At 73.1% G+C, this 22,870-nt stretch carries 26 protein-coding genes and 1 riboswitch; of the genes, 15 read left to right on the top strand and 11 right to left on the bottom strand.

Annotated elements, in window-relative coordinates; all coding sequences use genetic code 11:
* The first annotated feature begins 30 nt into the window (after positions 1–30).
* From ABD350_RS01300 to ABD350_RS01290, 3 genes are all read left to right on the top strand, one after another.
* Entirely contained in the window at positions 31–510 is a 480-nt protein-coding gene (locus ABD350_RS01300) for a DUF5304 domain-containing protein (RefSeq protein WP_344345517.1), read from the top strand.
* Between the two features lie 67 nt (positions 511–577).
* Entirely contained in the window at positions 578–1,531 is a 954-nt protein-coding gene (locus ABD350_RS01295; RefSeq protein WP_189996549.1) for an ROK family glucokinase, read from the top strand.
* An 82-nt stretch (positions 1,532–1,613) separates the two neighbouring features.
* Positions 1,614–2,360 carry an endonuclease/exonuclease/phosphatase family protein gene (locus ABD350_RS01290; RefSeq protein WP_344345516.1) on the top strand — a complete coding sequence of 249 codons (747 nt, stop codon included), beginning with the start codon at positions 1,614–1,616 and terminating at the stop codon, positions 2,358–2,360.
* A gap of 18 nt (positions 2,361–2,378) precedes the next feature.
* On the opposite strand, the gene ABD350_RS01285 is transcribed toward ABD350_RS01290, so the two are convergent.
* Positions 2,379–3,023 (bottom strand): hypothetical protein, encoded by a 645-nt coding sequence (locus ABD350_RS01285; protein WP_344345515.1) that lies wholly within the window; start codon positions 3,021–3,023, stop codon positions 2,379–2,381.
* On the bottom strand, positions 3,016–3,795 hold the full coding sequence (locus ABD350_RS01280) for an alpha/beta hydrolase (protein ID WP_344345514.1): 780 nt from the start codon (positions 3,793–3,795) through the stop codon (positions 3,016–3,018). The genes ABD350_RS01285 and ABD350_RS01280 overlap by 8 nt, the downstream gene beginning before the upstream one ends.
* Before the next feature lie 117 nt (positions 3,796–3,912).
* Here ABD350_RS01280 and ABD350_RS01275 point away from each other — a divergent pair, with 117 nt between their 5' ends.
* The 4 genes from ABD350_RS01275 (at position 3,913) to ABD350_RS01260 (ending at position 7,727) form a co-directional block, all read left to right on the top strand.
* Positions 3,913–4,653 carry a lysophospholipid acyltransferase family protein gene (locus ABD350_RS01275; protein WP_344345764.1) on the top strand — a complete coding sequence of 247 codons (741 nt, stop codon included), beginning with the start codon at positions 3,913–3,915 and terminating at the stop codon, positions 4,651–4,653.
* Between the two features lie 26 nt (positions 4,654–4,679).
* Positions 4,680–5,903, top strand: coding sequence for a MacS family sensor histidine kinase (gene macS, locus ABD350_RS01270; RefSeq protein WP_344345512.1), 1,224 nt, complete (start codon positions 4,680–4,682; stop codon positions 5,901–5,903).
* Positions 5,903–6,580 carry a response regulator gene (locus ABD350_RS01265; protein ID WP_344345511.1) on the top strand — a complete coding sequence of 226 codons (678 nt, stop codon included), beginning with the start codon at positions 5,903–5,905 and terminating at the stop codon, positions 6,578–6,580. Before macS ends, ABD350_RS01265 begins: the two co-directional genes overlap by 1 nt.
* Before the next feature lie 118 nt (positions 6,581–6,698).
* A complete protein-coding gene (locus tag ABD350_RS01260; RefSeq protein WP_344345510.1) occupies positions 6,699–7,727 on the top strand; it encodes a 6-phosphofructokinase in 1,029 nt (342 codons plus the stop codon).
* A 25-nt stretch (positions 7,728–7,752) separates the two neighbouring features.
* Here ABD350_RS01260 and ABD350_RS01255 read toward each other — a convergent pair whose 3' ends face one another.
* The gene (locus tag ABD350_RS01255) at positions 7,753–9,609 is read right to left on the bottom strand and encodes an anthranilate synthase family protein (protein WP_344345508.1); all 1,857 of its coding nucleotides are present in this window, start codon (positions 9,607–9,609) and stop codon (positions 7,753–7,755) included.
* Between the two features lie 94 nt (positions 9,610–9,703).
* The gene (locus ABD350_RS37905; protein ID WP_382467012.1) at positions 9,704–9,760 is read right to left on the bottom strand and encodes a trp operon leader peptide; all 57 of its coding nucleotides are present in this window, start codon (positions 9,758–9,760) and stop codon (positions 9,704–9,706) included.
* 136 nt (positions 9,761–9,896) lie between these two features.
* Here ABD350_RS37905 and ABD350_RS01250 point away from each other — a divergent pair, with 136 nt between their 5' ends.
* A complete protein-coding gene (locus tag ABD350_RS01250) occupies positions 9,897–11,249 on the top strand; it encodes a class II 3-deoxy-7-phosphoheptulonate synthase (protein ID WP_344345507.1) in 1,353 nt (450 codons plus the stop codon).
* Between the two features lie 151 nt (positions 11,250–11,400).
* Positions 11,401–11,625: a (2Fe-2S)-binding protein gene (locus ABD350_RS01245; protein ID WP_030783354.1), complete on the top strand. Its 225-nt coding sequence runs from the start codon at positions 11,401–11,403 to the stop codon at positions 11,623–11,625.
* A gap of 30 nt (positions 11,626–11,655) precedes the next feature.
* Here ABD350_RS01245 and bfr read toward each other — a convergent pair whose 3' ends face one another.
* Positions 11,656–12,174, bottom strand: a complete 519-nt coding sequence (gene bfr, locus ABD350_RS01240; protein WP_344345505.1) for a bacterioferritin — start codon at positions 12,172–12,174, stop codon at positions 11,656–11,658.
* Positions 12,175–12,344: 170 nt separating this feature from the next.
* Between bfr and ABD350_RS01235 the strand changes: the two genes are divergently transcribed.
* Positions 12,345–12,977, top strand: coding sequence for a sulfite oxidase-like oxidoreductase (locus ABD350_RS01235; protein ID WP_344345503.1), 633 nt, complete (start codon positions 12,345–12,347; stop codon positions 12,975–12,977).
* Positions 12,978–13,014: 37 nt separating this feature from the next.
* Here ABD350_RS01235 and ABD350_RS01230 read toward each other — a convergent pair whose 3' ends face one another.
* The 6 genes from ABD350_RS01230 to thiO all read right to left on the bottom strand — a co-directional run bounded on the left by ABD350_RS01230 (position 13,015) and on the right by thiO (position 18,755).
* Positions 13,015–13,524: a DUF4396 domain-containing protein gene (locus ABD350_RS01230; RefSeq protein WP_344345502.1), complete on the bottom strand. Its 510-nt coding sequence runs from the start codon at positions 13,522–13,524 to the stop codon at positions 13,015–13,017.
* A gap of 75 nt (positions 13,525–13,599) precedes the next feature.
* Positions 13,600–14,478 carry a deoxyribonuclease IV gene (locus ABD350_RS01225; RefSeq protein WP_344345501.1) on the bottom strand — a complete coding sequence of 293 codons (879 nt, stop codon included), beginning with the start codon at positions 14,476–14,478 and terminating at the stop codon, positions 13,600–13,602.
* Positions 14,479–14,535: 57 nt separating this feature from the next.
* A complete protein-coding gene (gene pknB, locus ABD350_RS01220; protein ID WP_344345499.1) occupies positions 14,536–16,467 on the bottom strand; it encodes a Stk1 family PASTA domain-containing Ser/Thr kinase in 1,932 nt (643 codons plus the stop codon).
* 111 nt (positions 16,468–16,578) lie between these two features.
* Positions 16,579–17,373 carry a thiazole synthase gene (locus ABD350_RS01215; RefSeq protein WP_344345498.1) on the bottom strand — a complete coding sequence of 265 codons (795 nt, stop codon included), beginning with the start codon at positions 17,371–17,373 and terminating at the stop codon, positions 16,579–16,581.
* A gap of 3 nt (positions 17,374–17,376) precedes the next feature.
* Positions 17,377–17,589: a sulfur carrier protein ThiS gene (gene thiS / locus ABD350_RS01210; protein WP_344345496.1), complete on the bottom strand. Its 213-nt coding sequence runs from the start codon at positions 17,587–17,589 to the stop codon at positions 17,377–17,379.
* Positions 17,586–18,755: a glycine oxidase ThiO gene (gene thiO / locus ABD350_RS01205; RefSeq protein WP_344345495.1), complete on the bottom strand. Its 1,170-nt coding sequence runs from the start codon at positions 18,753–18,755 to the stop codon at positions 17,586–17,588. Before thiO ends, thiS begins: the two co-directional genes overlap by 4 nt.
* A riboswitch (TPP riboswitch) is annotated at positions 18,753–18,863 on the bottom strand. (Overlaps the previous gene by 3 nt.)
* A 53-nt stretch (positions 18,864–18,916) precedes the next feature.
* Between thiO and ABD350_RS01200 the strand changes: the two genes are divergently transcribed.
* The 5 genes from ABD350_RS01200 to metF all read left to right on the top strand — a co-directional run bounded on the left by ABD350_RS01200 (position 18,917) and on the right by metF (position 22,850).
* Entirely contained in the window at positions 18,917–19,267 is a 351-nt protein-coding gene (locus ABD350_RS01200) for an avidin-fold protein (RefSeq protein ID WP_344345493.1), read from the top strand.
* A 32-nt stretch (positions 19,268–19,299) separates the two neighbouring features.
* Positions 19,300–20,532, top strand: coding sequence for an NAD(P)/FAD-dependent oxidoreductase (locus ABD350_RS01195; protein WP_425584162.1), 1,233 nt, complete (start codon positions 19,300–19,302; stop codon positions 20,530–20,532).
* Positions 20,533–20,642: 110 nt separating this feature from the next.
* Positions 20,643–21,008, top strand: a complete 366-nt coding sequence (locus ABD350_RS01190) for an Rv2175c family DNA-binding protein (RefSeq protein ID WP_030641990.1) — start codon at positions 20,643–20,645, stop codon at positions 21,006–21,008.
* Between the two features lie 142 nt (positions 21,009–21,150).
* A complete protein-coding gene (thiE, locus tag ABD350_RS01185; protein ID WP_344345491.1) occupies positions 21,151–21,798 on the top strand; it encodes a thiamine phosphate synthase in 648 nt (215 codons plus the stop codon).
* A gap of 128 nt (positions 21,799–21,926) precedes the next feature.
* Entirely contained in the window at positions 21,927–22,850 is a 924-nt protein-coding gene (gene metF / locus ABD350_RS01180; protein WP_344345490.1) for a methylenetetrahydrofolate reductase [NAD(P)H], read from the top strand.
* Positions 22,851–22,870: the final 20 nt, after the last annotated feature.

Below are 22,870 nucleotides of genomic sequence, written 5' to 3'. Positions count from 1 at the left end.
GTAAAGGCGAACCGTAGTCAGGAGTCCGCCATGAGCGAAGAGCGCCCCGCACCCCAGCCGCCGCCGGAGCGGGCGACCGACGCCGACGCCTGGGCCACGGCCTGCGCCGAGGACCTCGCCGCCGAGCAGGCCCGCCGCCGCGCCGAGCACGGACCGCCGCCGGGCTCGGCCGCCGAGGAGCTGAAGAAGCTGGTGGACGCGGTCGCCGACAAGCTGTCCGACCTGCGCTCCCCGCTGCTCGGCAACCTCGCCGGACCGGCCGCCCAGCAGCTGGTGCGCCAGGCCGTCCAGCAGGCCAAGGCCGCCGTGGAACCCGTCATAGAGCGCAACCCGGACGTCTTCGACCATCTCGCCGCGGCCGGGGGCGAGCTGCTCGCCGCCTACCGCTCCGCCGTCCAGGGCCAGGAGCGGCGCTGGACCGAGCGCACGTCCGACCCGGCGGCCGACCGGCCGGAGCGGGGTGACGGGGACGCGGGCGCCGGTCCGGGAGAGCGCATCGACCTGGACTGACGCCCTGCCGCGGCGGGGCCTCGGGTACGGTTGGCCGTAGCGGGGCTCGACCGAAACTGAGGGATTCATGGGACTCACCATCGGCGTCGACATCGGCGGCACGAAGATCGCGGCCGGCGTGGTCGACGAGGAAGGCAACATCCTCTCGACCTTCAAGGTGCCGACCCCCACCACGCCCGAGGCCATCGTGGACGCCATCGCCTCGGCGGTGGAGGGTGCGCGGGCCGGGCACGAGATCGTCGGCGTGGGCATCGGCGCGGCCGGTTACGTCAACCGCCAGCGCTCCACGGTGTACTTCGCGCCCAACATCGACTGGCGCAACGAGCCGCTCAAGGAGAAGGTCGAGGCCCGCACGGGCCTTCCGGTCGTGGTCGAGAACGACGCCAACGCCGCCGCCTGGGGCGAGTACAAGTTCGGCGCGGGCAAGGGCCACCGCAACGTCATCTGCATCACGCTCGGCACCGGCCTCGGCGGTGGCATCATCATCGGCAACAAGCTGCGCCGCGGCCACTTCGGCGTGGCCGCCGAATTCGGCCACATCCGGATGGTCCCGGACGGCCTGCTGTGCGGCTGCGGCTCGCAGGGCTGCTGGGAGCAGTACGCCTCCGGCCGCGCCCTGGTCCGCTACGCCAAGCAGCGCGCCAACGCCACCCCCGAGCGCGCCGAGGTCCTCCTCGCGCTCGGCGACGGCACCCCCGACGGCATCGAGGGCAAGCACATCTCCATGGCCGCCCGCCAGGGCGACCCGGTCGCCGTCGACTCCTACCGTGAGCTGGCCCGCTGGGCCGGCGCCGGCCTCGCCGACCTGGCCTCCCTCTTCGACCCGTCCGCGTTCATCGTCGGCGGCGGCCTCTCCGACGAGGGCGATCTGGTCCTCGACCCGATCCGCAAGTCGTACAAGCGCTGGCTGGTGGGCGGCAACTGGCGCCCGGTGGCCGACGTGATCGCCGCCCAGCTCGGCAACAAGGCGGGCATGGTGGGCGCCGCGGACCTGGCCCGGGAGCCCGACCCGGTCATGTGACGCCCGCAGGGGCGCGGGAAACGGCGCGACCGGCGGTCGCCCCGACCTCGCGCCCCGAAGCCCGGGGCGTACATTGATCCACATGGCGTTGCTCCCCGACTCCGCGACAGAGCCCGACGGTTCGGCCACCCTGCGCGTCCTGAGCTACAACATCCGCTCGCTGCGCGACGACACCGCCGCCCTCGCCCGAGTGATCACCGCCTGCGCCCCCGACCTGGTCCTCCTCCAGGAGGCCCCCCGTTTCTTCCGCTGGCGCAAGAAGCTGGCACGGCTCGCGGCGGCCTCCGGCCAGGTCGTCCTCACCGGGGGCGGCACGGCGGCGGGCCCGGCGATCCTGTGCGGGCTGCGCGCCACCGTCGAACGCACCGAGGACATCCTCCTGCCCCTGACCCCGGGCCTGCACCGGCGCGGCTTCGCCACGGCGGTGGTCCGCTTCGGCGGCGCCCGCCTCGGGGTGCTCAGCTGCCATCTGTCCCTCCAGCAGGAGGAGCGCTACGAGCAGGGCGGGATGCTCCTCGACCGGCTCGCCGGACTCGGCGTGGAGCACGCGGTCGCGGGCGGCGACCTCAACGAACGCCCCGACGGCCGGACCTTCCGCCGGCTGGCCGCCGGTCTGACGGACTGCCGTACGGCCGCGCCCTGGGGCGGCGAGTTCACCTCCACCCCCGCCGACCCGCACCAGCGCATCGACGCGATCTTCGCGACCAAGGGCATCGAGGTGCTGGGCTGCGGGGTGCCCCTGGACCAGCCGGGCGTGCGCGAGGCCGATCTGCGGGCGGCCTCGGACCACCTTCCGGTGCTGGCCGCCCTCCGCGTCCCGGCGTCGTAGGACCCGGGGCCGGCCGCCTCAGACGACCGCCCCGCGCCCGGGGTCGTCGTCCTCCTCGTCGCCGGTCCGCATCCGGGCCACCAGCGTCACGAAGCCGCCGAGGAAGCCACCGATGCCGAGGGTCGCCAGCCACCAGGTCATGTCCCAGCGGAGCAGCACCGCCGCCAGCAGCAGGACCGGCCCGCCGACCACACCGAGCCAGGCGAACCGGGCGGTGGTGTCCGCGGTCGGCAGCGGCGGCGGCTCCGGCGGTACGAAATGACCCTCGTCGTCCTCGTCGAAGTCGTCGTCGGAGGGCTCGGCCACCGTGAAGTCGCGCGGGCCGGCATCGGGGCCCACGCCGGGCGCGAAGGACACCGAGCCGCCCAGCGGACGCGGGGGCGGTTCCTCGCCCCCGGTGTCCTGGCCGGTGTCCTTGCCGGTGTCCGGCACGGCGTTCTTCTCCAGCAGCGCCAGGTCCTCCACGGCCTTGAACGGCCGGGCGCCCGGCGGGTCCGGCGGCTCGTCGCCGTACCCGGCCACGATGGCCCGCCAGACGGCGTCCTCGTCGAACGGCACCTCCCGCCCGTCCGGCTCGCGGGCTTCCGGGCCGTCGTGGGTCTCCCGGCCGTCGCGGTCCTCACGGCCTTCACGGCCTTCACGGTCGGAGTCGTGCTCAGCCAACTGCGGCCGTCCCTTCCTTGCCGACACTGGGGGCGAGCCGGCCGATGAAGGAGAGGCTCTCCTCGAAGATCCGGTCCGCGTCCACGTCCAACGTCGCCACGTGGTAGCTGTGTTCCAGCACGATCTCCGTCACGTCCCGGGACGACACCCGGCTGAGCACCCGCGCCGGGTCGGCCGCCGGCACGACATGGTCCTCGGCGCTGCGCAGCAGCAGCAACGGCTGGGTGACCTGGGGCAGCTCGCCGTCCACCCGGCGCAGGAACCGCCTGAGCGAGTGCGCCGCGTGCAGCGGCACCCGGTCGTAGCCCAGCTCCACCGCGCCCCGCTTGGCGATGTCGCTGGCGATGCCCTTCGTCGAGCGCACCAGATGCCGGGCCACCGGCAGGGCGTACGCCGACAGGCCGTGCACCCTGTTCGCCGGGTTGACCACCACCGCGCCCGCCACCTTGCCGCCGTGCCGGGCCGCGAGCCGCAGGGCCAGCGCCCCGCCCATCGACAGACCGGCCACGAACACCCGGGAGCAGCGCTCGGTGAGCGCCCGCAGCTCGCGGTCCACCTCCGCGTACCAGTCCTGCCAGGTGGTGAGCTGCATGTCCGTCCAGCGGGTGCCGTGGCCGGGCAGCAGCGGCAGGGACACGGTCAGCCCGTGGGCCGCGTGGTGCTCCGCCCAGGGACGCAGCGACTGGGGCGAGCCGGTGAAGCCATGGCAGAGGAGGACGCCCACCTCGCCGCCCTCGTGGCGGTACGGCTCGGCTCCGGGGAGAACTGGCATGTGCTTCACCGTACGCGACCGCACCGACACCGACCAGGGTCGTCGGGCCCATTGCCGGTCCTTGGGGTTAAGGTCTTGCCGACGGAAACGGGAGGCACACGGGTGTTGTACGGCACGATGAAGGTCGCCATCGGCGGGCCGCTGAAGGTCGCCTTCAGGCCCTGGGTGGAGGGCCTGGAGAACATCCCGGCCACCGGCCCCGCCATCCTGGCCAGCAACCATCTGTCCTTCTCGGACTCGTTCTTCCTGCCGGCCGTGCTGGACCGCAAGGTCACGTTCATCGCCAAGGCCGAGTACTTCACCACCCCGGGCGTCAAGGGCCGGCTCACCGCCGCCTTCTTCAAGGGCGTCGGCCAGCTCCCGGTGGACCGCTCCGGGGCGCGCGGCGCCGGTGAGGCGGCCGTCCGCAGCGGCATCGAAGTGCTGGAGCGCGGCGAGCTGTTCGGCATCTACCCGGAGGGCACCCGCTCGCCCGACGGGCGGCTGTACCGGGGCAAGCCCGGCGGTCTGGCCCGGGTGGCGCTGGCCACCGGCGCGCCCGTCATCCCGGTCGCCATGATCGACACGGAGAAGATCCAGCCGCCCGGCCAGGTCGTGCCCAAGCTCATGCGGCCCGGCATCCGGATCGGCGAGCCCCTGGACTTCAGCCGCTACCAGGGCATGGAGCACGACCGGTTCGTGCTGCGCGCGCTGACCGACGAGGTCATGTACGAGATCATGAAGCTGTCCGGCCAGGAGTACGTCGACATGTACGCCACCGCCGCCAAACGGCAGATAGCCGAGGCCGCCAAGGCGGCGAAGGAAGCCGAGAAGGCCGAGAAGGCCGAGAAGGCGGGGAAGAAGCAGGCCGGGCGGTAGCCGGGCGAGTCGGGGGGACCGGGGGCATGCCCAAGCGCGAACGCGTCCTGCGGATGTCGGTCGAGCTGCCGCTGTGGCGCGCGCTCGCCGGCTACCGCGTGCTGACCATGCTGTACGCCATCGGCCTGTGCGCCACCGCGTACGACCGCTTCACCCGGCCCTGGGTCGCCGTCGCCTACTACGCCGTCCTGGCCGTGTGGACCCTGGCCACCCTGCCCAAGGTGTCCGGCGCGGCGAGCTGCACCCGGCGCTTCCTGGCCGCCGACCTCGCCCTCGCCGTCATCGGCATCCTGCTCACCCCGTTCGCCGACAGCCACCAGCGGATCGCGGGCGGCGGCCCCACCCTGCCGTCGATCTGGACCGCCGGCGCGGTGCTGGCCTTCGCCGTCAAGGGCGGCTGGCGCTGGGCGGCCATCGCCTCCACGGCCGTGGCCGCCGCCAACCTGATCGAGCGCGGCCACCCCGCCCGGGACACCGTGCACAACGTGATCCTGGTGTGGGTGGCCTCCATCGCCATCGGCTACGTCGTGGAGGTGGCCCGCGCCTCCGAGCGCACCCTGGCCCGCGCGCTGGAGATCGAGGCCGCGACCCGGGAGCGGGAGCGGCTGGCCCGGGACATCCACGACAGCGTGCTCCAGGTGCTGGCGATGGTGAAGCGCCGGGGTGCGGCCCTGGGCGGCGAGGCGGCCGAGCTGGGCCGGCTGGCCGGGGAGCAGGAGGTGGCCCTGCGCACGCTGGTCTCGGGCGGTCTGGTCCCGGTCTCCCGGGTCTCGGAGGACCTCGCGGAGGGCGCCGTCGTGCGCGCCGTGGAGGAACCGGACGACGACGGTCCGCTCGATCTGCGCGCCCTGCTCGCGCCGTACGCGGGCGCCCGGGTCAGCCTGGCCGAGCCCGGCGCCCCGGTGCCGCTGCCGCCGGACGCGGCCCGGGAGGTGGCCGCCGCGGTCGGGGCCGCCCTGGACAACGTACGGGCGCACGCCGGGGACGGGGCCCGGGCCTGGATCCTGGTGGAGGACGAGCCGGACGAGATCGTCGTCACCGTCCGGGACGACGGCCCCGGCATCCCCGAGGGCCGGCTCGCGCAGGCCGAGGGCGAGGGCCGGCTCGGGGTGGCCCTGTCGATCCGGGGCAGACTGCGCGACCTCGGCGGCAGCGCCGAGATCCTCTCCGTGCCCGGTCAGGGCACGGAGGTCGAACTGAAGGTACCCAAGGGCGCCGTGCGGGCGCCGGGGAAGAAGGCGGAGCGGTGATGACCGAGCGGCAGGACCCGATCAAGGTCATGGTGGTCGACGACCACCCGATGTGGAGGGACGCGGTCGCCCGGGACCTGGCCGAGTCCGGGTTCGAGGTGGTCGCCACCGCCGGCGACGGCGAGCAGGCGGTCCGCCGCGCCAGGGCCGCCGCCCCCGACGTGCTGGTGCTGGACCTGAACCTGCCGGCCAAGCCCGGTGTCCAGGTGTGCAAGGAACTGGTCGGCCACAACCCGGCGTTGCGGGTCCTGGTGCTGTCGGCGAGCGGCGAGCACGCGGACGTGCTGGAGGCCGTGAAGTCCGGCGCGACCGGCTATCTGCTGAAGTCTGCCTCCACCGAGGAACTGCTGGACGCGGTGCGCCGTACCGCCGTCGGCGACCCGGTGTTCACCCCGGGCCTGGCCGGGCTGGTGCTCGGCGAGTACCGGCGGCTGGCCGCCGAACCCGCGCCCGCCGCGGACGCCGACGAGCCCGGCGCCCCCCGGCTGACCGACCGGGAGACCGAGGTGCTGCGGCTGGTGGCCAAGGGGCTGAGCTACAAGCAGATCGCCGAACGCCTCGTCATCTCCCACCGCACCGTGCAGAACCACGTCCAGAACACCCTCGGCAAGCTCCAGCTGCACAACCGGGTGGAGCTGGTCCGGTACGCCATAGAACGCGGCCTCGACGAGGAGTAGGGCGCGCGGGGCGCGTCCGCCGTACGCCCCGGAATCACCCTTCTCGCCTATCCCGGCGTGACCTGAATCACCATTAGCGTGACCAAACGTCAGGTAACCGCGGCGAAGGGACATTTCCATGCGGGTCGGAGTACTGACCGGAGGCGGCGACTGCCCCGGGCTCAACGCCGTCATCCGGGGGGTCGTCCGCAAGGGCGCCCAGGAGTACGGCTATGACTTCGTCGGCTTCCGGGACGGCTGGCGCGGTCCCCTGGAGAACGACACCGTCCGTCTCGACATCCCCGCCGTGCGCGGCATCCTGCCCCGTGGCGGCACCATCCTCGGCTCCTCCCGGACCAATCCGCTCAAGGTGTCCGACGGCATCCGCCGGATCAAGGACAACCTGGCCAAACAGGAGATCCAGGCGCTCATCGCGATCGGCGGCGAGGACACCCTCGGGGTCGCGGCCCGGCTGTCCGACGAGTACGGCATGCCCTGCGTCGGCGTGCCGAAGACCATCGACAACGACCTGTCCGCCACCGACTACACCTTCGGCTTCGACACCGCCGTCAACATCGCCACCGAGGCCATCGACCGGCTGCACACCACCGCCGAGTCCCATAGGAGAGTGCTGGTGGTGGAGGTGATGGGCCGGCACGCCGGCTGGATCGCCCTGCACTCGGGCCTGGCCGGCGGCGCCAACGTCATCCTCATCCCCGAGCAGCGCTTCGACCTCGACCAGGTCTGCCAGTGGGTGACCTCCCGCTTCGAGGACTCCTACGCGCCGATCGTGGTCGTCGCCGAGGGCGCCATGCCGAAGGACGGCCAGATGGTGCTCAAGGACGACTCGCGGGACTCCTTCGGGCACGTGCGGCTGTCCGGGGTGGGCGAGTGGCTGGCCAAGGAGATCGAGAAGCGCACCGGCAAGGAGGCGCGCACCACGGTCCTCGGGCACGTCCAGCGCGGCGGCACCCCCAGCGCCTTCGACCGCTGGCTCGCCACCCGCTTCGGCCTGCACGCCATCGACTGTGTGCACGAGGGCGACTTCGGACGCATGGTCGCCCTGCGCGGCACCGACATCGTCCGCGTCCCCCTCACCGAGGCCACGGCCCGCCTGAAGACCGTCGACCCCCGGCTGTACCAGGAGGCCGGCGTCTTCTTCGGCTGACGGCCGGCCGGGCCGCCCCGGGCGGCTATACGGTCGTGCGGCGCAGCCCGCCCACCAGCTCCCGCACGACCGCGGCCCCGTTCAGCGTCAGCACCGATTCCGGGTGGAACTGCACACCGGCGAAGCCGGGCCCGCGCAGGGCGTGCACCTCGCCGTCGGCCGAACGGCTCACCTCCACGCCGTGCGCGGCCAGCTCCCGGGCCGCCTCCTCGTCGCAGCGCGCCACGAAGCTGTTGTAGAAGCCGACGGTCTCGCTCCGCCCGAACAGGTCGATCACCGTCTGCGCCCCCTGGTACGGCACCCGCTTGCGGACGAGGTCCAGGCCCAGCTCGGCCGCGATCAGCTCGTGCCCGAGGCAGACGCCGAGCACCCCGTGCCGGTGCGCCGGGAGCACCTCGGCGGCCAGCTCCCGCAGGACGCGCATCTTCGGGTCGGTGAGGTCGCGGGGGTCGCCGGGGCCGGGCCCGAGGACGACCGGCCCCTCGTGGCCGAGCACCGCCGCGCGCAGCCCGGGCTCGTCGTAGCGCCGGACGGTCACATCGAGCCCGCCCGAGCGCAGGACGTGCGCCAGCATCGCGGTGAAGGTGTCCTCGCCGTCCACCACCAGGGCGTGGCCCGCGAGGTCGTCGGACCGCTCCTGCATCCGCAGCCAGAACGGCGCGAGCCCGGCCCGCCGCCCGTCCAGCGCGGCCCGCACCCGGGGGTCGTCGGCCAGCCGGGGCCGCTCCCGCTCCGCCCGCGGCCGGGCGGGCCGCACCCCGAGGGCGGCCAGCACGCCCGCCGCCTTGGCGTGGGTCTCGGCGACCTCGCCGGCCGGGTCGGAGCCGCGCACCAGCGTCGCCCCGACCGGCACCCGCAGCCGGCCGTCGCCGCCGATGTCGGCGGTGCGGATCAGGATGGGCGAGTCGAGGGTCCCCGCGCCCCCGGCGTCCCGCCCGAGCAGGGCCAGCGCCCCGGCGTAGTACCCGCGCCCGGTGGGCTCGTAGCGCTCGATGACCCGGCAGGCGTTCTGCACCGGCGACCCGGTCACCGTCGCCGCGAACATGGTCTGCCGCAGCACCTCCCGCGGGTCCAGGGAGGACTTCCCGCGCAGCTCGTACTCGGTGTGCGCGAGGTGCGCCATCTCCTTCAGCCGGGGGCCGACGACGACCCCGCCCATGTCGCCGACGGCGCACATCATCTTCAGCTCCTCGTCGACGACCATCGACAGCTCCTCGGTCTCCTTGGCGTCGGAGAGGAACGCCAGCAGATCCTCGGGGGTGGGACCCGCGGCGGGATAGCGGTACGTCCCGCTGATCGGGTTCATGACGACCGTGCCGCCGTTCATCCGCACGTGCACCTCGGGGCTCGCGCCCACCAGCGTCCGGTCCCCGGTGTGCACCACGAACGTCCAGTACGCGCCCCGCTCGGCCGCCAGCAGCCGCCGGAACAGCGCGAGCGCGTCCGCGCGGCCGAAGCCGGGGATCCGGCCCTCGTACGTGCGCCGGATCACGAAGTTCGCCCCCTCGCCCCGGCCGATCTCCTCGCGCAGCACCCGGCCGACGATCTCGCCGTACGCCTCGTCGTCCACGTCGAAGCCGCCGTCCTCCACCCGCACCTCGTGCGCGGGGAGCCGGTCCAGGGCTTCGGCGAGCGGGACCTCGTACGCCTCCTCGGGGGTGAGCACCAGCAGCGGGGTGCCGTCGTCGCGGACGTCGAAGCCGCGCTCGGCCAGCTGCCGGAACGGCACCAGGGCGAGCCCCTCGTCGGGCAGGTCGGCCAGCCGGTCCCGCCGGGTCACGGGGCCGATCAGCACCTCCACCCGCTGCCCGTCGCGGCCCGGGGTGCGGCGCCGGAGCAGGGCGAAGGGGCGGTCGTCGTGGGCGAGCCGTGCCAGGTCCATGGGTTCCTCGTTCCGTCGGTGTCGGTGAGGAACGGCCCCGGATACGCCGAAGGCCGCCCCTCGGGCGGCCTTCGCGAAGTCGTGGTACGCGCGATCAGTGGGCCGCCGGATGAGCGGTCCACCACCAGTTCCGGATGGATGGCGCGAACATGCCCGGAACCCTATCGCATCAGGTGGCGGTCCCCGGTCCGGACGGTCCGTCGTGCGCCTTCCGCGCGGTGGACCGCCCGTCTCACCCTTCGAGCCAGGACGAAAATCCCTTGGCACGACCCCGTAATGTTTACGGGGTGACCGTGAACGCTAAGACCAGCCCGAGCGCTGGCAACACCTGGCGAGACCTGCCCGCGGCGCAGCAGCCCGAGTACCCCGACCCCGAGGCTCTGCGCGCAGTGATCGCGGACCTTGAGTCGTATCCACCGCTCGTCTTCGCGGGCGAGTGCGACCAGCTGCGCGCCCGGATGGCGGCCGTCGCCAAGGGAGAGGCGTTCCTCCTCCAGGGCGGCGACTGCGCGGAGGCCTTCGACGGCGTCTCCGCCGACCAGATCCGCAACAAGCTGAAGACGCTGCTCCAGATGGGCGCCGTCCTGACCTACGCGGCCTCCGTGCCCGTGGTGAAGGTCGGCCGCATCGCGGGGCAGTACTCCAAGCCGCGCTCCAAGCCGACCGAGACCCGCGACGGCGTGACGCTGCCGGTGTACCGGGGCGACTCCGTCAACGGCTTCGACTTCACCGAGGCCAGCCGCATCCCGGACCCGGAGCGGCTGAAGCGCATGTACCACGCGTCGGCGTCCACGCTGAACCTGGTGCGGGCCTTCACCACCGGCGGCTACGCCGATCTGCGCCAGGTGCACGCCTGGAACCAGGACTTCGTGCGCACCTCGCCGTCCGGCCAGCGCTACGAGCAGCTCGCGCGCGAGATCGACAACGCGCTGAACTTCATGCACGCCTGCGGGGCGGACCCGGAGGAGTTCAAGACCGTCGAGTTCTACTCCTCGCACGAGGCGCTGCTGCTGGACTACGAGTCGGCCCTGACCCGGGTCGACTCGCGCACCGGGCAGCTGTACGACGTCTCGGCGCACATGGTGTGGATCGGTGAGCGCACCCGGCAGCTGGACCACGCGCACATCGAGTTCGCCTCGCGGATCCGCAACCCGATCGGCATCAAGCTCGGCCCGACCACCACGGCCGAGGAGGCGCTGCAGTACATCGAGCGCCTCGACCCCGAGCGGGAGCCGGGCCGGCTGACCTTCATCGTCCGGATGGGCGCCGACAAGATCCGCGACAAGCTCCCCGAGCTGGTCGAGAAGGTCACGGCGTCCGGGGCGACGGTGGCCTGGGTGACCGACCCGATGCACGGCAACACCTTCGAGGCGGCCTCCGGGCACAAGACCCGCCGCTTCGACGACGTGCTGGACGAGGTCAAGGGCTTCTTCGAGGTCCACAAGGGGCTCGGCACCCACCCGGGCGGCATCCACGTGGAGCTGACCGGCGACGACGTCACCGAGTGCGTGGGCGGCGGCGACGAGATCTTCGTGGACGACCTGCACCAGCGCTACGAGACGGCCTGCGACCCCCGGCTGAACCGCAGCCAGTCGCTGGACCTGGCGTTCCTCGTGGCCGAGATGTACCGGGACCAGTGACCGGCGGCCGATGAGCCACCCTGGGGCGCGGATCACACCCGATCCGCGCCCCAGCCGCTTTTGCGGGTGCCACGGCATGGGTAAGGTTAGGTTTGCCTCACCGGAACGGGGATGGCACCGAACAGCGAACCCCTCGGGGAGGTGAACCCGCGTGTACGTCTGCAGTTGCTTCGGCATCACCGAGGACCAGGTCAAGCAGCACGCGGAGAACGGCGCCTGCACCCCGCGCCAGATCGCCTCCGCCTGCAAGGCCGGCACCGACTGCGGCGGCTGTGTCCGGCGCATCCAGGCCCTGCTCGGCCGCGGCGCCTGCCCCCGCCGGGAACTGATCGACCAGCGGGCCCCGGCCCTGGTACGGCTGGACGACGCGGCCTAGCCGTTGTCGTCCGGGGCCGCCCGCGGCGGCTCAGTGGGTGGAGAAGCCGCCCGTGCCCGGACCGGAGGAGTCCGGCTGGCTCTGCTCGACCACCGTCGACAGATAGAGCGCCTCGCCCAGCTTGTCCACCAGCTCCAGCTGGGTGTCCAGATAGTCGATGTGGTGTTCCTCGTCGGCGAGGATCGCCTCGAAGACATTGGCCGACGTGATGTCGTCCTTCTCGCGCATCAGCTGGATGCCCCGGCGCAGCCGGTCGATGGCCTCGACCTCGACCTGCCGGTCCGCCTGGAACATCTCGGTCACCGTCTGCCCGACCCGCACATGGAACAGCCGCTGGTAGTTGGGCAGGCCGTCCAGGAGCAGGATGCGGTCGGTGAGGACCTCGGCGTGCCGCATCTCGTCGAACGACTCCGCCCGGGTGTACCGGGCGAGCTTGGTCCAGCCCTTGTGGTCCTGGAGCTTGGCGTGCAGGAAGTACTGGTTGATCGCGGTCAGCTCGGCGGTCAGCTGTTCGTTGAGAAGTTCGATGACCTCGGGGTCGCCTTGCATGGCTGTGGACTCCTTCCAGGTGGACCGGGCCGATAGCGCCGCATGATTGCACCGGCGGGGAAGATCGTCCAGTAAGTGCGTACTTAGTAAGTACACACTGAGTTGTAGGCAATTGTCCCATTCGGGGGTGGGTGGTCGGGGCACTGTCCGGGGTCTGTCAGGATGGATACATGGGTCATCCGGTGGAGCGCGAGTCTGGGGCGGCGGCGGGGTCCGGGCTTCCGCCGGGTCAGCGGCTCCAGCGCGGCTGGCCGGTCACGCACTACGGGCCCGTGCCGAAGTTCCGGCCCGAGCGCTGGGAGTTCCGGGTCTTCGGCGCCACCGCCGACGGGGGCAAGCGCACCTGGACCCACGAGGAGTTCACGGCCCTGCCGTACACCAGCGTGGTGGCCGATCTGCACTGCGTGACGAAGTACAGCATGCTCGGTGCGGAGTGGGGCGGCGTCCCGGCGAGCGCCGTCCTGGACCTCGCGCCGCCCGCACCGGACGTCACCCATGTGATGGTCTGGGCGGAGTACGGCTTCAGCTCGAATCTGCGCCTGACGGACTTCTGCTCCGAGCGGACCATCTTCGCCACCCACAAGGACGGCGAACTGCTCACCGCCGAGCACGGCTTCCCGGTCCGCCTGATCGTGCCCCACCTGTACGCCTGGAAGGGCCCGAAGTGGGTCCGGGGCGTGGAGTACATGACCGCCGACCGCCGCGGCTTCTGGGAGGAGCGCGGCTACCACAACATCGGCGACCCGTGGAAGGAACAGCGCTACTCCTACCAGGAGGAGCCCGGGGACGGCCCCGGGCTCTGACTCCCAATCGTGGGGCCGGCTCCCGGTTCCGCGGCGCTCAGTGGTGGTACCGGTGCACCACCGCGTGCCCCTTGCCCCGGCCGATCATCCACTTGTTGACCGGGGTGGTCGCCAGGAAGGCGATCACCAGGGAGGCGGCCAGCGCGCCCCAGAACAGGGTGTCGTCCAGGTGTGCGTCCATCGCGTTCGGCCACAGCGCGATCACGCCGTTGTCGATCAGCTCCATCACCGCGATCGACAGCGTGTCCGCGGCCAGGGCCACGCGGACGGCGGCCCTGAGGCCGACGCCGGCCTTCAGTACGCCGCGCAGGGTGAGCGAGTAGCCGAAGAAGAACGCGAGCGCGATCGCCAGGGCCATGGTCGGGGCGTTGCCCCAGCCGAGCCAGGTGCCGATCACCATGCCCAGCACCTCGCCGATGGCGCAGCCGGTGAGGCAGTGCAGCGTCGCCTGCGCGGCCATGGCCCAGGTGGCGGCGGGTGCGTGGTGGTGGTGTGCGTGCTCGTGCGCCCGGTGGTGTTCGTGCGCGGTGTGGGCCTCGTGCTGCATGACTACCCCCATGTCGAGTGACGGTCCCTGCGTCCAGCAGGAACCGTATACCCCCCTGGGGTATTCCCCAACGGGTCAGCCGTCGCGGAGTTTCTTCAGCCGCTCCACGTCCGCCGCGTGCCCCTCCTTGCCGCCGGGCGTCTCGATGACCAGCGGCACGCCCTCGGTCGCCGGGTGGGTCATCAGCGCCCGGAAGGGGTCCTCGCCGATGTGGCCGGCGCCGATGTTCGCGTGCCGGTCCTTGTGCGCGCCCACCACGTCCTTGGAGTCGTTGGCGTGGATCAGCTTCAGCCGGCCCGCGCCGACGGTCTCCACCAGCGAGTCCAGCGTCTGGTGCATACCGCTCGGCCCGGTCAGGTCGTGCCCGGCGGCGAAGACATGGCAGGTGTCCAGGCACACGCCCAGCTTCGGGTGGGCGTCCAGCGCCTCGAAGTACGGCCCGAGGTCCCAGGTGCGCGAGCACAGCGAGGCGCCCTGCCCGGCCGTCGACTCCAGCAGCAGGAACGGGTCGTCGTCATGGGTCAGCTCGTCCAGCAGCGGCAGCAGGTGCTCGCGCACCTGCTGCAGCGCCACCTCCCGGGTCCGGCCGCCGGTCGCGCTCCCGGTGTGCACCACCACACCGAGCGCGCCGATCTCCCGCCCGCGCCGCAGCGAGTGCCGCAGCGACTCCACCGACCGCTCCACGGTCGCCTCGGTGTGCGAGCCGAAGTTGATCAGGTACGGGGCGTGCACATACGCCGGGATCGACTCCTCGGCGCAGGCCGCGCGGAACGCCTCGTCCTGCCGGGGATTCCCGGCGGGCGTGGCCCAGCCGCGCGGGTTGGCGACGAAGACCTGCACGGTCTCCGCCTTCAGCTCGCGGGCGTAGGACAGCCCGACGGAGTGCAGGCCGCCGGCCACCGGCACATGGCCGCCGACGGGGTTGCGGGGGAGGGAGGTCTGAACGGGACTCACCCGTTCAGGGTGTCATGTCCGCCCCCGCACCCGGACGGCGCTCGGCGGTGAGACCGGTCACCGGATGGTGATCTTGATCGTGGAGCCCTTGGGCGCCTCGTCGCCGCCCTCCACCGACTGCTTCTTCACGGTGTCGCCGAACAGCCCGAGCAGCCCGCGGTCCTCCTCCACCTCGAAGCCCTCCTCCTCCAGGGCGTCGCGGGCGTCGTCCACGCTGTCGCCGACCACGTCCGGGACCTCGACCATCTCCGGGCCCTTGGACAGCGTCAGCGTCACCGTGTCGCCCTCGGCGGCCTCGCTGCCGTCCTTTGGGCTCTGCGCGGCGACGGTCCCCTCGTCGTACTCGGAGGAGTGGATCCGCCCGGCGGCGACCTTCACCTTCAGCCCGGCCTCCGTCAGCTCCTGCCGCGCGGTGTCCAGGTCCTCCCCGGTGACGTCCGGCACGTCGACGGGGCTGCCCTTGCTGACGGTCAGCGCGATCGCCGAGCCCGAGTGCCGCTTGGTGCCCGCGTCCGGCGTCGTACGGATCACCGACCCCCTCGGCACCTCCTCGCTGAACTCGCGGGTGACCATGCCCGGCTCCAGGCCGTCCGCCTTCAGCCGCGCCCGCGCCGTCGCCAGGGACTGCCCCTCCACGTTCGGCACGTTCACCGTCTTGGGGCCCAGCGACACGGTCAGCGCGACCTTGCCGTGGTCCCGTATCCGCGCGCCGGGCGCCGGGTCGGAGCCGATCACCTTGCCCCGCTCGACGGTGTCGCTGTAGGCCCGCTTCACCTGGCCGACGTCCAGCCCGGCCGACTCCAGCCGGTCGCGCGCCTGCGCCTCGGTCTTCGCCAGCAGCGGCGGCACCTTGGTGAACTGGCCGGAGTTGATGTACCAGACCCCGGCGCCCACGCCGAGCACCACCAGCACGGCCACGACCAGCGCCAGCACCGTGCGCGGGGGCCGTGCCGGGCGCCGGCGGGGCGGCACGGGCGGGGCCTGGAGCCGGGCGGTGCGGTCGATGCCGGGGTCACCGAGGGCGTCCTCGTCGACCGGCCTGGGCCGGGGCACGGTCAGCGCGCGCGGGATCACGCTCGTACGGTCCTCGGCGTTGTCGTGCTCCGCGGTCAGCGCCTGCGGCGGCAGCGCGTCCAGCTGCTCGTCGGTCAGCGTCAGCCGGGCCGCGCGCGCCTGGGCGAGCAGCGCCACCGCGTCCTCGGGACGGCCGTCCGGGGTGCGCGCGGTGGCCGACGCCACCAGCTCGTCCAGCGCCCCCGGCAGCCCCGGCACCAGCGCCGAGGGCGGCGGCACGTCGGCGTGCAGGTGCTGGTAGAGCACCTGGGCCGGGGACTGCCCGGAGTACGGCTTCGCGCCCGTCAGCATCTCGTACAGCACCACCCCGCACGCGTACACGTCGACGCGCGGGTCCGTGGTGCCGTTCTCGATCTGCTCGGGCGCGAGATAGGAGACGGTGCCGAGCACGGCACCCGTCGTACTGGTCACCGTGTCCACCGAGCGCACCAGCCCGAAGTCGGCCACCTTGACCCGGCCGTCGTCGCCGATCAGCACGTTCTCGGGCTTCATGTCGCGGTGCACGAACCCGGCCCGGTGCGCGGCGCCGAGCGCGGCGAGCACCGGCTCCAGGATGTCCAGAGCGGCCCGCGGCTGCACGGCCCCGCGCTCGCGCAGCACGTCCCGCAGGGTGCAGCCGGCGATGTACTCCATCGCCAGATAGACGTACGACCCGTCGGCGCCCTGGTCGAAGACCTGCACCACGTTGGGGTGGTCGAGCCGGGCGACCGACTTGGCCTCCCGGATGAACCGCTCGACGAAGGACCCGTCGGCGGCGAGCGCCGGGTGCATCACCTTCAGCGCGAGCACACGGTCCAGACGGGTGTCCAGGGCCCGGTAGACCGTGGCCATCCCGCCCGCCGCGATCCGCGCGTCGACGCGGTACCGGCCGTCGAGCACCTGTCCGACCAGGGGGTCCTGAAGGGTCGTATCCACGCAGGCGAGTCTACGAGGAGCGGCCGGCGGGCCCGCCCCGTCCGCCGGGTACGGCACCGGACTGCGGCCGACCTGTGACGCGGCCCACGCGGAAACCCCGCGCGTCCGGGACTAGAACGCCGGCCGCTCCGGATCCAGCCGGGCCAGCCCCTCCGTCGGGGACGACGCCTCGGCGAGGTACCTGCGCGGGATCCGGCCGGCCAGCCGGGCCAGCCGGCCCCCCTCCACCGCGTGCCTCATCGCCGCCGCCATCAGCTCCGGCTCCTGCGCCCGCGTCACCGCCGAGGCCAGCATCACCCCCGCACACCCCAGCTCCATCGCCAGCGCCACGTCGGACGCCGTACCGGCCCCCGCGTCCAGGATCACCGGCACGCGCGCGTGCTCCACGATCAGCTGGAAGTTGTGCGGGTTGCGGATCCCGAGCCCCGACCCGATCGGCGAGCCCAGCGGCATGACGGCGGCGCACCCCACGTCCTCCAGCCGGCGCGCCAGCACCGGGTCGTCGTTGGTGTACGGCAGCACCGTGAACCCGTCGTCGACCAGCGTCTCCGCCGCCTCCAGCGTCTCCACCGGGTCCGGCAGCAGCGTCCGCTCGTCGGCGATGACCTCCAGCTTGACCAGGTCCGTGCCCAGCGCCTCCCGGGCCAGCCGCGCGGTCAGCACGGCCTCGCCGGCGGTGTAGCAGCCCGCCGTGTTCGGCAGCACCCGGATGCCGAGCCTCTCCAGCACCGACAGCACCGAACCGTGCACCGAGGGGTCCACCCGGCGCATCGCGACCGTCGTCAGCTCCGTACCGGAGGCGACCAGCGCCCGCTGAAGCACCTCCAGGCTGGGCGCCCCGCCGGTGCCCATGATCAGCCGGGAGGAGAAGGTCAGGTCCCCGAGGACCAAGGGGTCGTCGGCCATGGTTCAGCCTCCCTGTACGGCGGTGAGGACTTCGACGCGGTCGCCCTCGGCGAGCGCGGTCGTCGCCCACTGCGTGCGCGGGACGACGGTCTCGTTGACGGCGGCGGCCACCCCGCGGGGCGCCGCCGTGAGGGACCGCACCAGCGCGTCCAGCGCGGTGCCCGGGGCGACACGGCGGGGTTCGCCGTTGACGGAGATGGTGACGGAGATGCTCATACGGGCTGCTCCAGCTGTTCCATGGGTGCGGCACCGAAGCGCCGGGGAGTGAACGGACGTGCCTCGTCGGGAAGCTCACCGGTGACCAGGGCGTGCGCCAGCACATCCCCGGTGACCGGCGTCAGCAGCACCCCGTTGCGGTAGTGCCCGGTCGCCAGCAGCAGCCCGGCCAGGGCGGACGGGCCGAGCAGCGGCGCGTTGTCGGGGGAGCCGGGGCGCAGTCCGGCCCGGGTCTCGGTGAGCGGCAGCTCGGTGATGCCGGGCACCAGCTCGTGGGCGTCGCGCAGCAGCTCGTACACGCCCCCGGCGGTGACCGTGGTATCCCAGCCCAGCTCCTCGCTGGTGGCGCCGACGACCAGTTCCCCGTTCTCCCGGGGCACCAGATAGAGCTGGCCGCCGCGTACCACGGCCCGTACGGTCCGGCTCAGGAACGGCGCGTACCGGGGCGGCACGGCCAGCCGCAGCACCTCCCCCTTGACCGGCCGTACCGGAGGCAGCACCTCCTTCGGCACGCCCGCGAGGCGCCCGCTCAGACTGCCCGCCGCGAGCACCACCTGCCCCGCGCCCAGCGCGGCGCCGTCGGCCGTGGTGACGCCGGTGGCCCGGCCCCCGGCCACGTCCAGGCGCTCGGCCCGCACGCGGTGGAACACCACACCGGACCGCTCGCAGGCGACGACCAGGGCCGCCGCCAGCCGGCGCGGATCGATCTGGTGGTCGCCGTCGACCCGCAGCCCGCCGCGCACCCCCGGCGCCAGCATCGGCTCCAGACGCCGGCACTCCCGCCCGGACAGCCACTGCGACTCAAGGCCGCAGCGCTGCTGGAGGGCGTGCAGTTCGCGCAGATGGGCACGGTCGTCGGCGTCCAGCGCGACGGCGAGGGTGCCGCAGCGGCGGTAACCGAGGTCGTGACCGGTCAGCTCGGTCAGCTCGGCCGCGAACTGCGGGTAACGGCGCGCGGACGCCAGGTTCAGGCCGAGCAGCGTCTCCTCGCCGTAGTGCAGCTCGGTGACCGCGGCCAGCATCCCGGCCGCCACCCGCGCGGCCCCGCCCCCGGGCTCGGGGTCCACGACGGCCGTGGCCAGCCCGCGCTGCGCCGCGCGCCAGGCCGTGACCAGGCCGATGATTCCGCCCCCGATGACGAGGACGTCGGACGTACGTGACGACATGGGCGGTGAGCCCCTCCCTTCGCCGGCATGACCCGGATCAGGTTCGTACGGTCGGAGGCCGCGAGCCTCCCTCTCAGCCCGGTCGTCCGGGCTCCCGCGAGTGCTTGTACGGTGGCCACCCTAGCCCGCCGCCCTCCTCACCCGTAAGGGAGCCCCGTTCCATGGCCCGTTCGCTCGACGGACTCTTCTTCGCCCCCGTGTCGGACCAGGCCCCGGGACAGGTGGGCACCCGCACCCGGTTCGCCTACCACGAGCAGGACGGCGCGGTCTGGGCCGAGTACGCGGGCGGTGACGTCGTACGCGGCCATCTGGTCGGCACCCGCGAGGGGGACCGGCTGGACTTCCGGTACGTGCAGCTCAGGACCGACCGGACGACCGCCTCCGGGCACTGTGTGTCCACGGTCGAGGAGCTGCCGGACGGGCGGCTGCGGCTGGCGGAGACCTGGGAGTGGGAGTCCGCGCCGGGCTCCGGCACCAGCGTTGTGGAGCAGGTCACCGAGCACGCTCGCTGACTGACGTTCCGTCATGTGTCTATGGTGATCGCGTGAGCGAGCAGACACCGCACGAGGACACGGCACGGCGACGGCGGGTGGTCGTCGTCGGCGCGGGCATGGCCGGGGTACAGACCGCGGTCGCCCTGCGGGAACAGGGCTTCAAGGGCCCGGTGACCGTCATCGGCGCCGAACCGCACCAGCCGTACGACCGGCCGCCGCTGTCGAAGGCGGTGCTGCTGGGCACGGCCGAGGGCTCCGCCTTCGACGTGGACTTCGAGTCCCTCGGCGTCGAGCTGCGGCTCGGCTGCGAGGTGCGGGCCCTCAGGCCCGCCGTGCGCGAGCTGGACACCGAGCACGGCGTGGTGCCCTACGACGTGCTCGTCCTGGCCACCGGCGCCGAACCGGTCACCCTGCCCGGCGTCGAGGGCGTGCCCGGTGTGCACCTGCTGCGCACCCTGGACGACGCCGCACGGCTGCGTCCCGTCCTCGCCCGGCAGCACGACGTCGTGGTGGTCGGCGCCGGCTGGATCGGCGCCGAGTTCGCCACCGCCGCCCGCGAGGCCGGCTGCGCGGTCACCGTCGTGGAGGCCGCCGGCCGGCCGCTGGCCGGCGCCCTGCCCGCCGAGGTCGCCGCGCCGATGGCCGGCTGGTACGCCGACGCGGGCGTGGCCCTGCGCACCCACGCGCGCGTGGACCGCGTCGAGCCCGGCGCGGTGCTGCTCGCCGACGGCACCCGGCTGCCCGCGGGCGCCGTCGTCGTCGGCGTCGGCGCCCGCCCCGCCACCGCCTGGCTGGCCGGCTCCGGCGTCGAGCTGGGCGCGCACGGCGAGGTCCTCGCCGACGACCGGCTGCGCACCTCGGTACCGGACGTGTACGCCGTCGGCGACTGCGCGTCCTTCCCCTCGGCCCGCTACGGCGAACGGCTCCTGGTCCACCACTGGGACAACGCCCTGCAGGGCCCGCGCACGGTCGCCGCGGACATCCTCGGCGAGACCCCGGCGGCCTACGACCCGGTGCCCTACTTCTGGTCGGAGCAGTTCGGCCGGTTCGTGCAGTACGCCGGCCACCACACCGCGGGCGACCGCATGGTGTGGCGCGGCGACCCGGCGGGCCCGTCCTGGACGGTGTGCTGGCTCTGCGAGGACCGCCTGGTGGCCCTGCTGGCCGTGGGCCGCCCCCGCGACCTGGCCCAGGGCCGCCGCCTGATCGAGGCGGGCCGCACCATGGACGCCGACGCCCTGGCGGACCCGGCCCGGCCGCTGAAGAACGCCACGGCCGGCTGAGCGCGCGCCCGCGGGGCGACCGGCTCCGGGGGCGCGACCAGCCACAACGCGCCCGCGGACGGCCGACGACACATCGCGGCGGGACCGGCGGAGCGCCTACCCTAGGTGCTGTGACCGAGATTGACGCAAAGATCGATGCTCTCGTCCCCGCCTGGCTCACCCTTCCCGACATCGCCGAGATGCTCGGCGTCGAGGTGACGCGCGTCCGGCAGCTGGTCAAGGAGGGCCAGCTCATCGCCGTACGCAGGGGTGAGAACAGGGCGCTGCACGTGCCCGCCGCCTTCATCGACGGGGACAAGGTGGTCAAGGGCCTGTCCGGGACCCTGACGCTCCTGCGGGACGACGGCTTCACGGTCGAAGAGATGATCGAGTGGCTCTTCACCCCCGACCCGACCCTGCCCGGCACCCCCGCGCAGGCCCTGAGCGAGAATCGCGGCACGGAGGTGAAGCGCCGCGCCCAGGCGCTCGCCGTCTGAGCCGACCCGCGGTAGGAGAGGGTGTGCGGGCCGCCCGCCCGCACACCACCGCGGGAACCGCGCCCGCACACCACCGCCGCACACGGCGCCCGCACACCACCGCCGAAAACGCCAGGGACACCGACCACGGGGGGACCCACGCATGTCCGACACCGCCCGCGCCGCGCTCGCCGACGCCCGCCTGTACCTCTGCACGGACGCCCGTAAGCGCCAGGGCGACCTGCCCGAGTTCCTGGACGCGGTGCTGGCCGGCGGCGTCGACATCGTGCAGCTGCGTGACAAGGGCATGGAGGCCGCCGAGGAACTGGAGCACCTGAAGGTCTTCGCCGACGCCTGCGCCCGGCACGGCAAGCTGCTCGCGGTCAACGACCGGGCCGACGTCGCCCACGCCGCCCGCGCCGGTGTGCTGCACCTCGGCCAGGGCGACCTGCCGGTACCCGCCGCCCGCGCGATCCTCGGCGACGAGGTGCTGATCGGCCGCTCCACGCACGGCGAGGCGGAGGCCGCCGCCGCGGCCGTCCAGGACGGCGTGGACTACTTCTGCACCGGCCCCTGCTGGCCCACCCCCACCAAGCCCGGCCGCCATGCCCCCGGCCTCGGTCTGGTCCGCTACACGGCGGGCCTCGGCACCGACCGCCCCTGGTTCGCCATCGGCGGCATCGGCCTGGGCAACCTGGACGAGGTGCTGGACGCGGGTGCCCGCCGGGTGGTCGTGGTCCGCGCGATCACCGAGGCGGACGACCCCGGGGCGGCGGCGGCGGAGTTCGCCGAGCGGCTGCGGCAGGCCTAGGCCCGCCGTGCCCCGTACCGTGTCCAGCCGTGCCCGGAAACTGTCCAAGGGATGGACAACGGCCCGACAATTCGGGCAATTTCCGAGGTGTGGTTGGGGGACCGTCCACCCCTGGCTAACCTGCCCGTATGGCCCTCGGAACCTCGTCCACCAGGACTGATCGCGCACGCACCGTGCGCGATATGCTCGCCAGCGGCAAGACGACGTACTCGTTCGAGTTCTCCGCGCCGAAGACTCCCAAGGGCGAGCGGAACTTGTGGAGCGCGCTCCGGCGGGTCGAGGCGGTCGCCCCCGACTTCGTCTCCGTGACCTACGGCGCCGGCGGCTCCACCCGCGCGGGCACGGTCAAGGAGACCCAGCAGATCGTCGCCGACACGACGCTGACCCCGGTCGCCCACCTCACCGCGGTCGACCACTCCATCGCCGAGCTGCGCAACATCATCGGCCAGTACGCGGACGCCGGGATCCGCAACATGCTCGCCGTGCGCGGCGACCCGCCCGGCGACCCCATGGGTGAATGGGTGCCGCACCCCCGGGGTCTGACCTACGCGGCCGAACTCGTCCGGCTCATCAAGGAGTCGGGCGACTTCTGTGTGGGCGTCGCCGCGTTCCCGGAGATGCACCCGCGCTCCGCGGACTGGGACACCGACGTCGCGCACTTCGTGGACAAGTGCCGCGCGGGCGCCGACTACGCCATCACACAGATGTTCTTCCAGCCCGAGTCGTATCTGCGGCTGCGCGACCGCGTGGTGGCCGCAGGCTGTGACACCCCGGTGATCCCGGAGATCCTGCCGGTCACGAGCGTGAAGATGCTGGAACGGTTGCCGAAGCTCAGCAACGCCCGCTTCCCGGATGCCCTGAAAGAGCGGATCCTGGCGGCGAAGGACGATCCGGCGGCGGTACGCTCCATCGGTATCGAGTTCGCCACGGAGTTCTGCGCCCGGCTGCTGGCCGAGGGAGTGCCCGGACTGCACTTCATCACGCTCAACAACTCCACGGCGACCCTGGAGATCTACGAGAACCTGGGCCTGCACCACCCCCCGCGGGCCTAGACCGGCCGCGCCGCGATAGG

It is taken from the genome of Streptomyces nogalater (genome assembly GCF_039532885.1).
Classification (GTDB): Bacteria; Actinomycetota; Actinomycetes; order Streptomycetales; family Streptomycetaceae; genus Streptomyces; species Streptomyces nogalater.
Note: the sequence above shows the minus strand (reverse complement) of the source record. Positions and strands in the feature narration are given on the sequence as shown.

What these genes read in the sequence shown, in the direction of transcription:
- ABD350_RS01275 (WP_344345764.1), top strand. Translation starts at nt 3,913, where the DNA reads ATGAAGGTCGCCATCGGCGGGCCGCTGAAGGTCGCCTTCAGGCCCTGG.
- ABD350_RS01300 (WP_344345517.1), top strand. Translation starts at nt 31, where the DNA reads ATGAGCGAAGAGCGCCCCGCACCCCAGCCGCCGCCGGAGCGGGCGACC.
- ABD350_RS01200 (WP_344345493.1), top strand. Translation starts at nt 18,917, where the DNA reads ATGGCCCGTTCGCTCGACGGACTCTTCTTCGCCCCCGTGTCGGACCAG.
- ABD350_RS01235 (WP_344345503.1), top strand. Translation starts at nt 12,345, where the DNA reads ATGGGTCATCCGGTGGAGCGCGAGTCTGGGGCGGCGGCGGGGTCCGGG.
- ABD350_RS01265 (WP_344345511.1), top strand. Translation starts at nt 5,903, where the DNA reads ATGACCGAGCGGCAGGACCCGATCAAGGTCATGGTGGTCGACGACCAC.
- thiS (WP_344345496.1), bottom strand. Translation starts at nt 17,589, where the DNA reads ATGAGCATCTCCGTCACCATCTCCGTCAACGGCGAACCCCGCCGTGTC.
- macS (WP_344345512.1), top strand. Translation starts at nt 4,680, where the DNA reads ATGCCCAAGCGCGAACGCGTCCTGCGGATGTCGGTCGAGCTGCCGCTG.
- ABD350_RS01295 (WP_189996549.1), top strand. Translation starts at nt 578, where the DNA reads ATGGGACTCACCATCGGCGTCGACATCGGCGGCACGAAGATCGCGGCC.
- ABD350_RS01290 (WP_344345516.1), top strand. Translation starts at nt 1,614, where the DNA reads ATGGCGTTGCTCCCCGACTCCGCGACAGAGCCCGACGGTTCGGCCACC.
- thiO (WP_344345495.1), bottom strand. Translation starts at nt 18,755, where the DNA reads ATGTCGTCACGTACGTCCGACGTCCTCGTCATCGGGGGCGGAATCATC.
- ABD350_RS01260 (WP_344345510.1), top strand. Translation starts at nt 6,699, where the DNA reads ATGCGGGTCGGAGTACTGACCGGAGGCGGCGACTGCCCCGGGCTCAAC.
- bfr (WP_344345505.1), bottom strand. Translation starts at nt 12,174, where the DNA reads ATGCAAGGCGACCCCGAGGTCATCGAACTTCTCAACGAACAGCTGACC.
- ABD350_RS01280 (WP_344345514.1), bottom strand. Translation starts at nt 3,795, where the DNA reads ATGCCAGTTCTCCCCGGAGCCGAGCCGTACCGCCACGAGGGCGGCGAG.
- ABD350_RS01230 (WP_344345502.1), bottom strand. Translation starts at nt 13,524, where the DNA reads ATGCAGCACGAGGCCCACACCGCGCACGAACACCACCGGGCGCACGAG.
- metF (WP_344345490.1), top strand. Translation starts at nt 21,927, where the DNA reads ATGGCCCTCGGAACCTCGTCCACCAGGACTGATCGCGCACGCACCGTG.
- ABD350_RS01215 (WP_344345498.1), bottom strand. Translation starts at nt 17,373, where the DNA reads ATGGCCGACGACCCCTTGGTCCTCGGGGACCTGACCTTCTCCTCCCGG.
- ABD350_RS01255 (WP_344345508.1), bottom strand. Translation starts at nt 9,609, where the DNA reads ATGGACCTGGCACGGCTCGCCCACGACGACCGCCCCTTCGCCCTGCTC.
- thiE (WP_344345491.1), top strand. Translation starts at nt 21,151, where the DNA reads ATGTCCGACACCGCCCGCGCCGCGCTCGCCGACGCCCGCCTGTACCTC.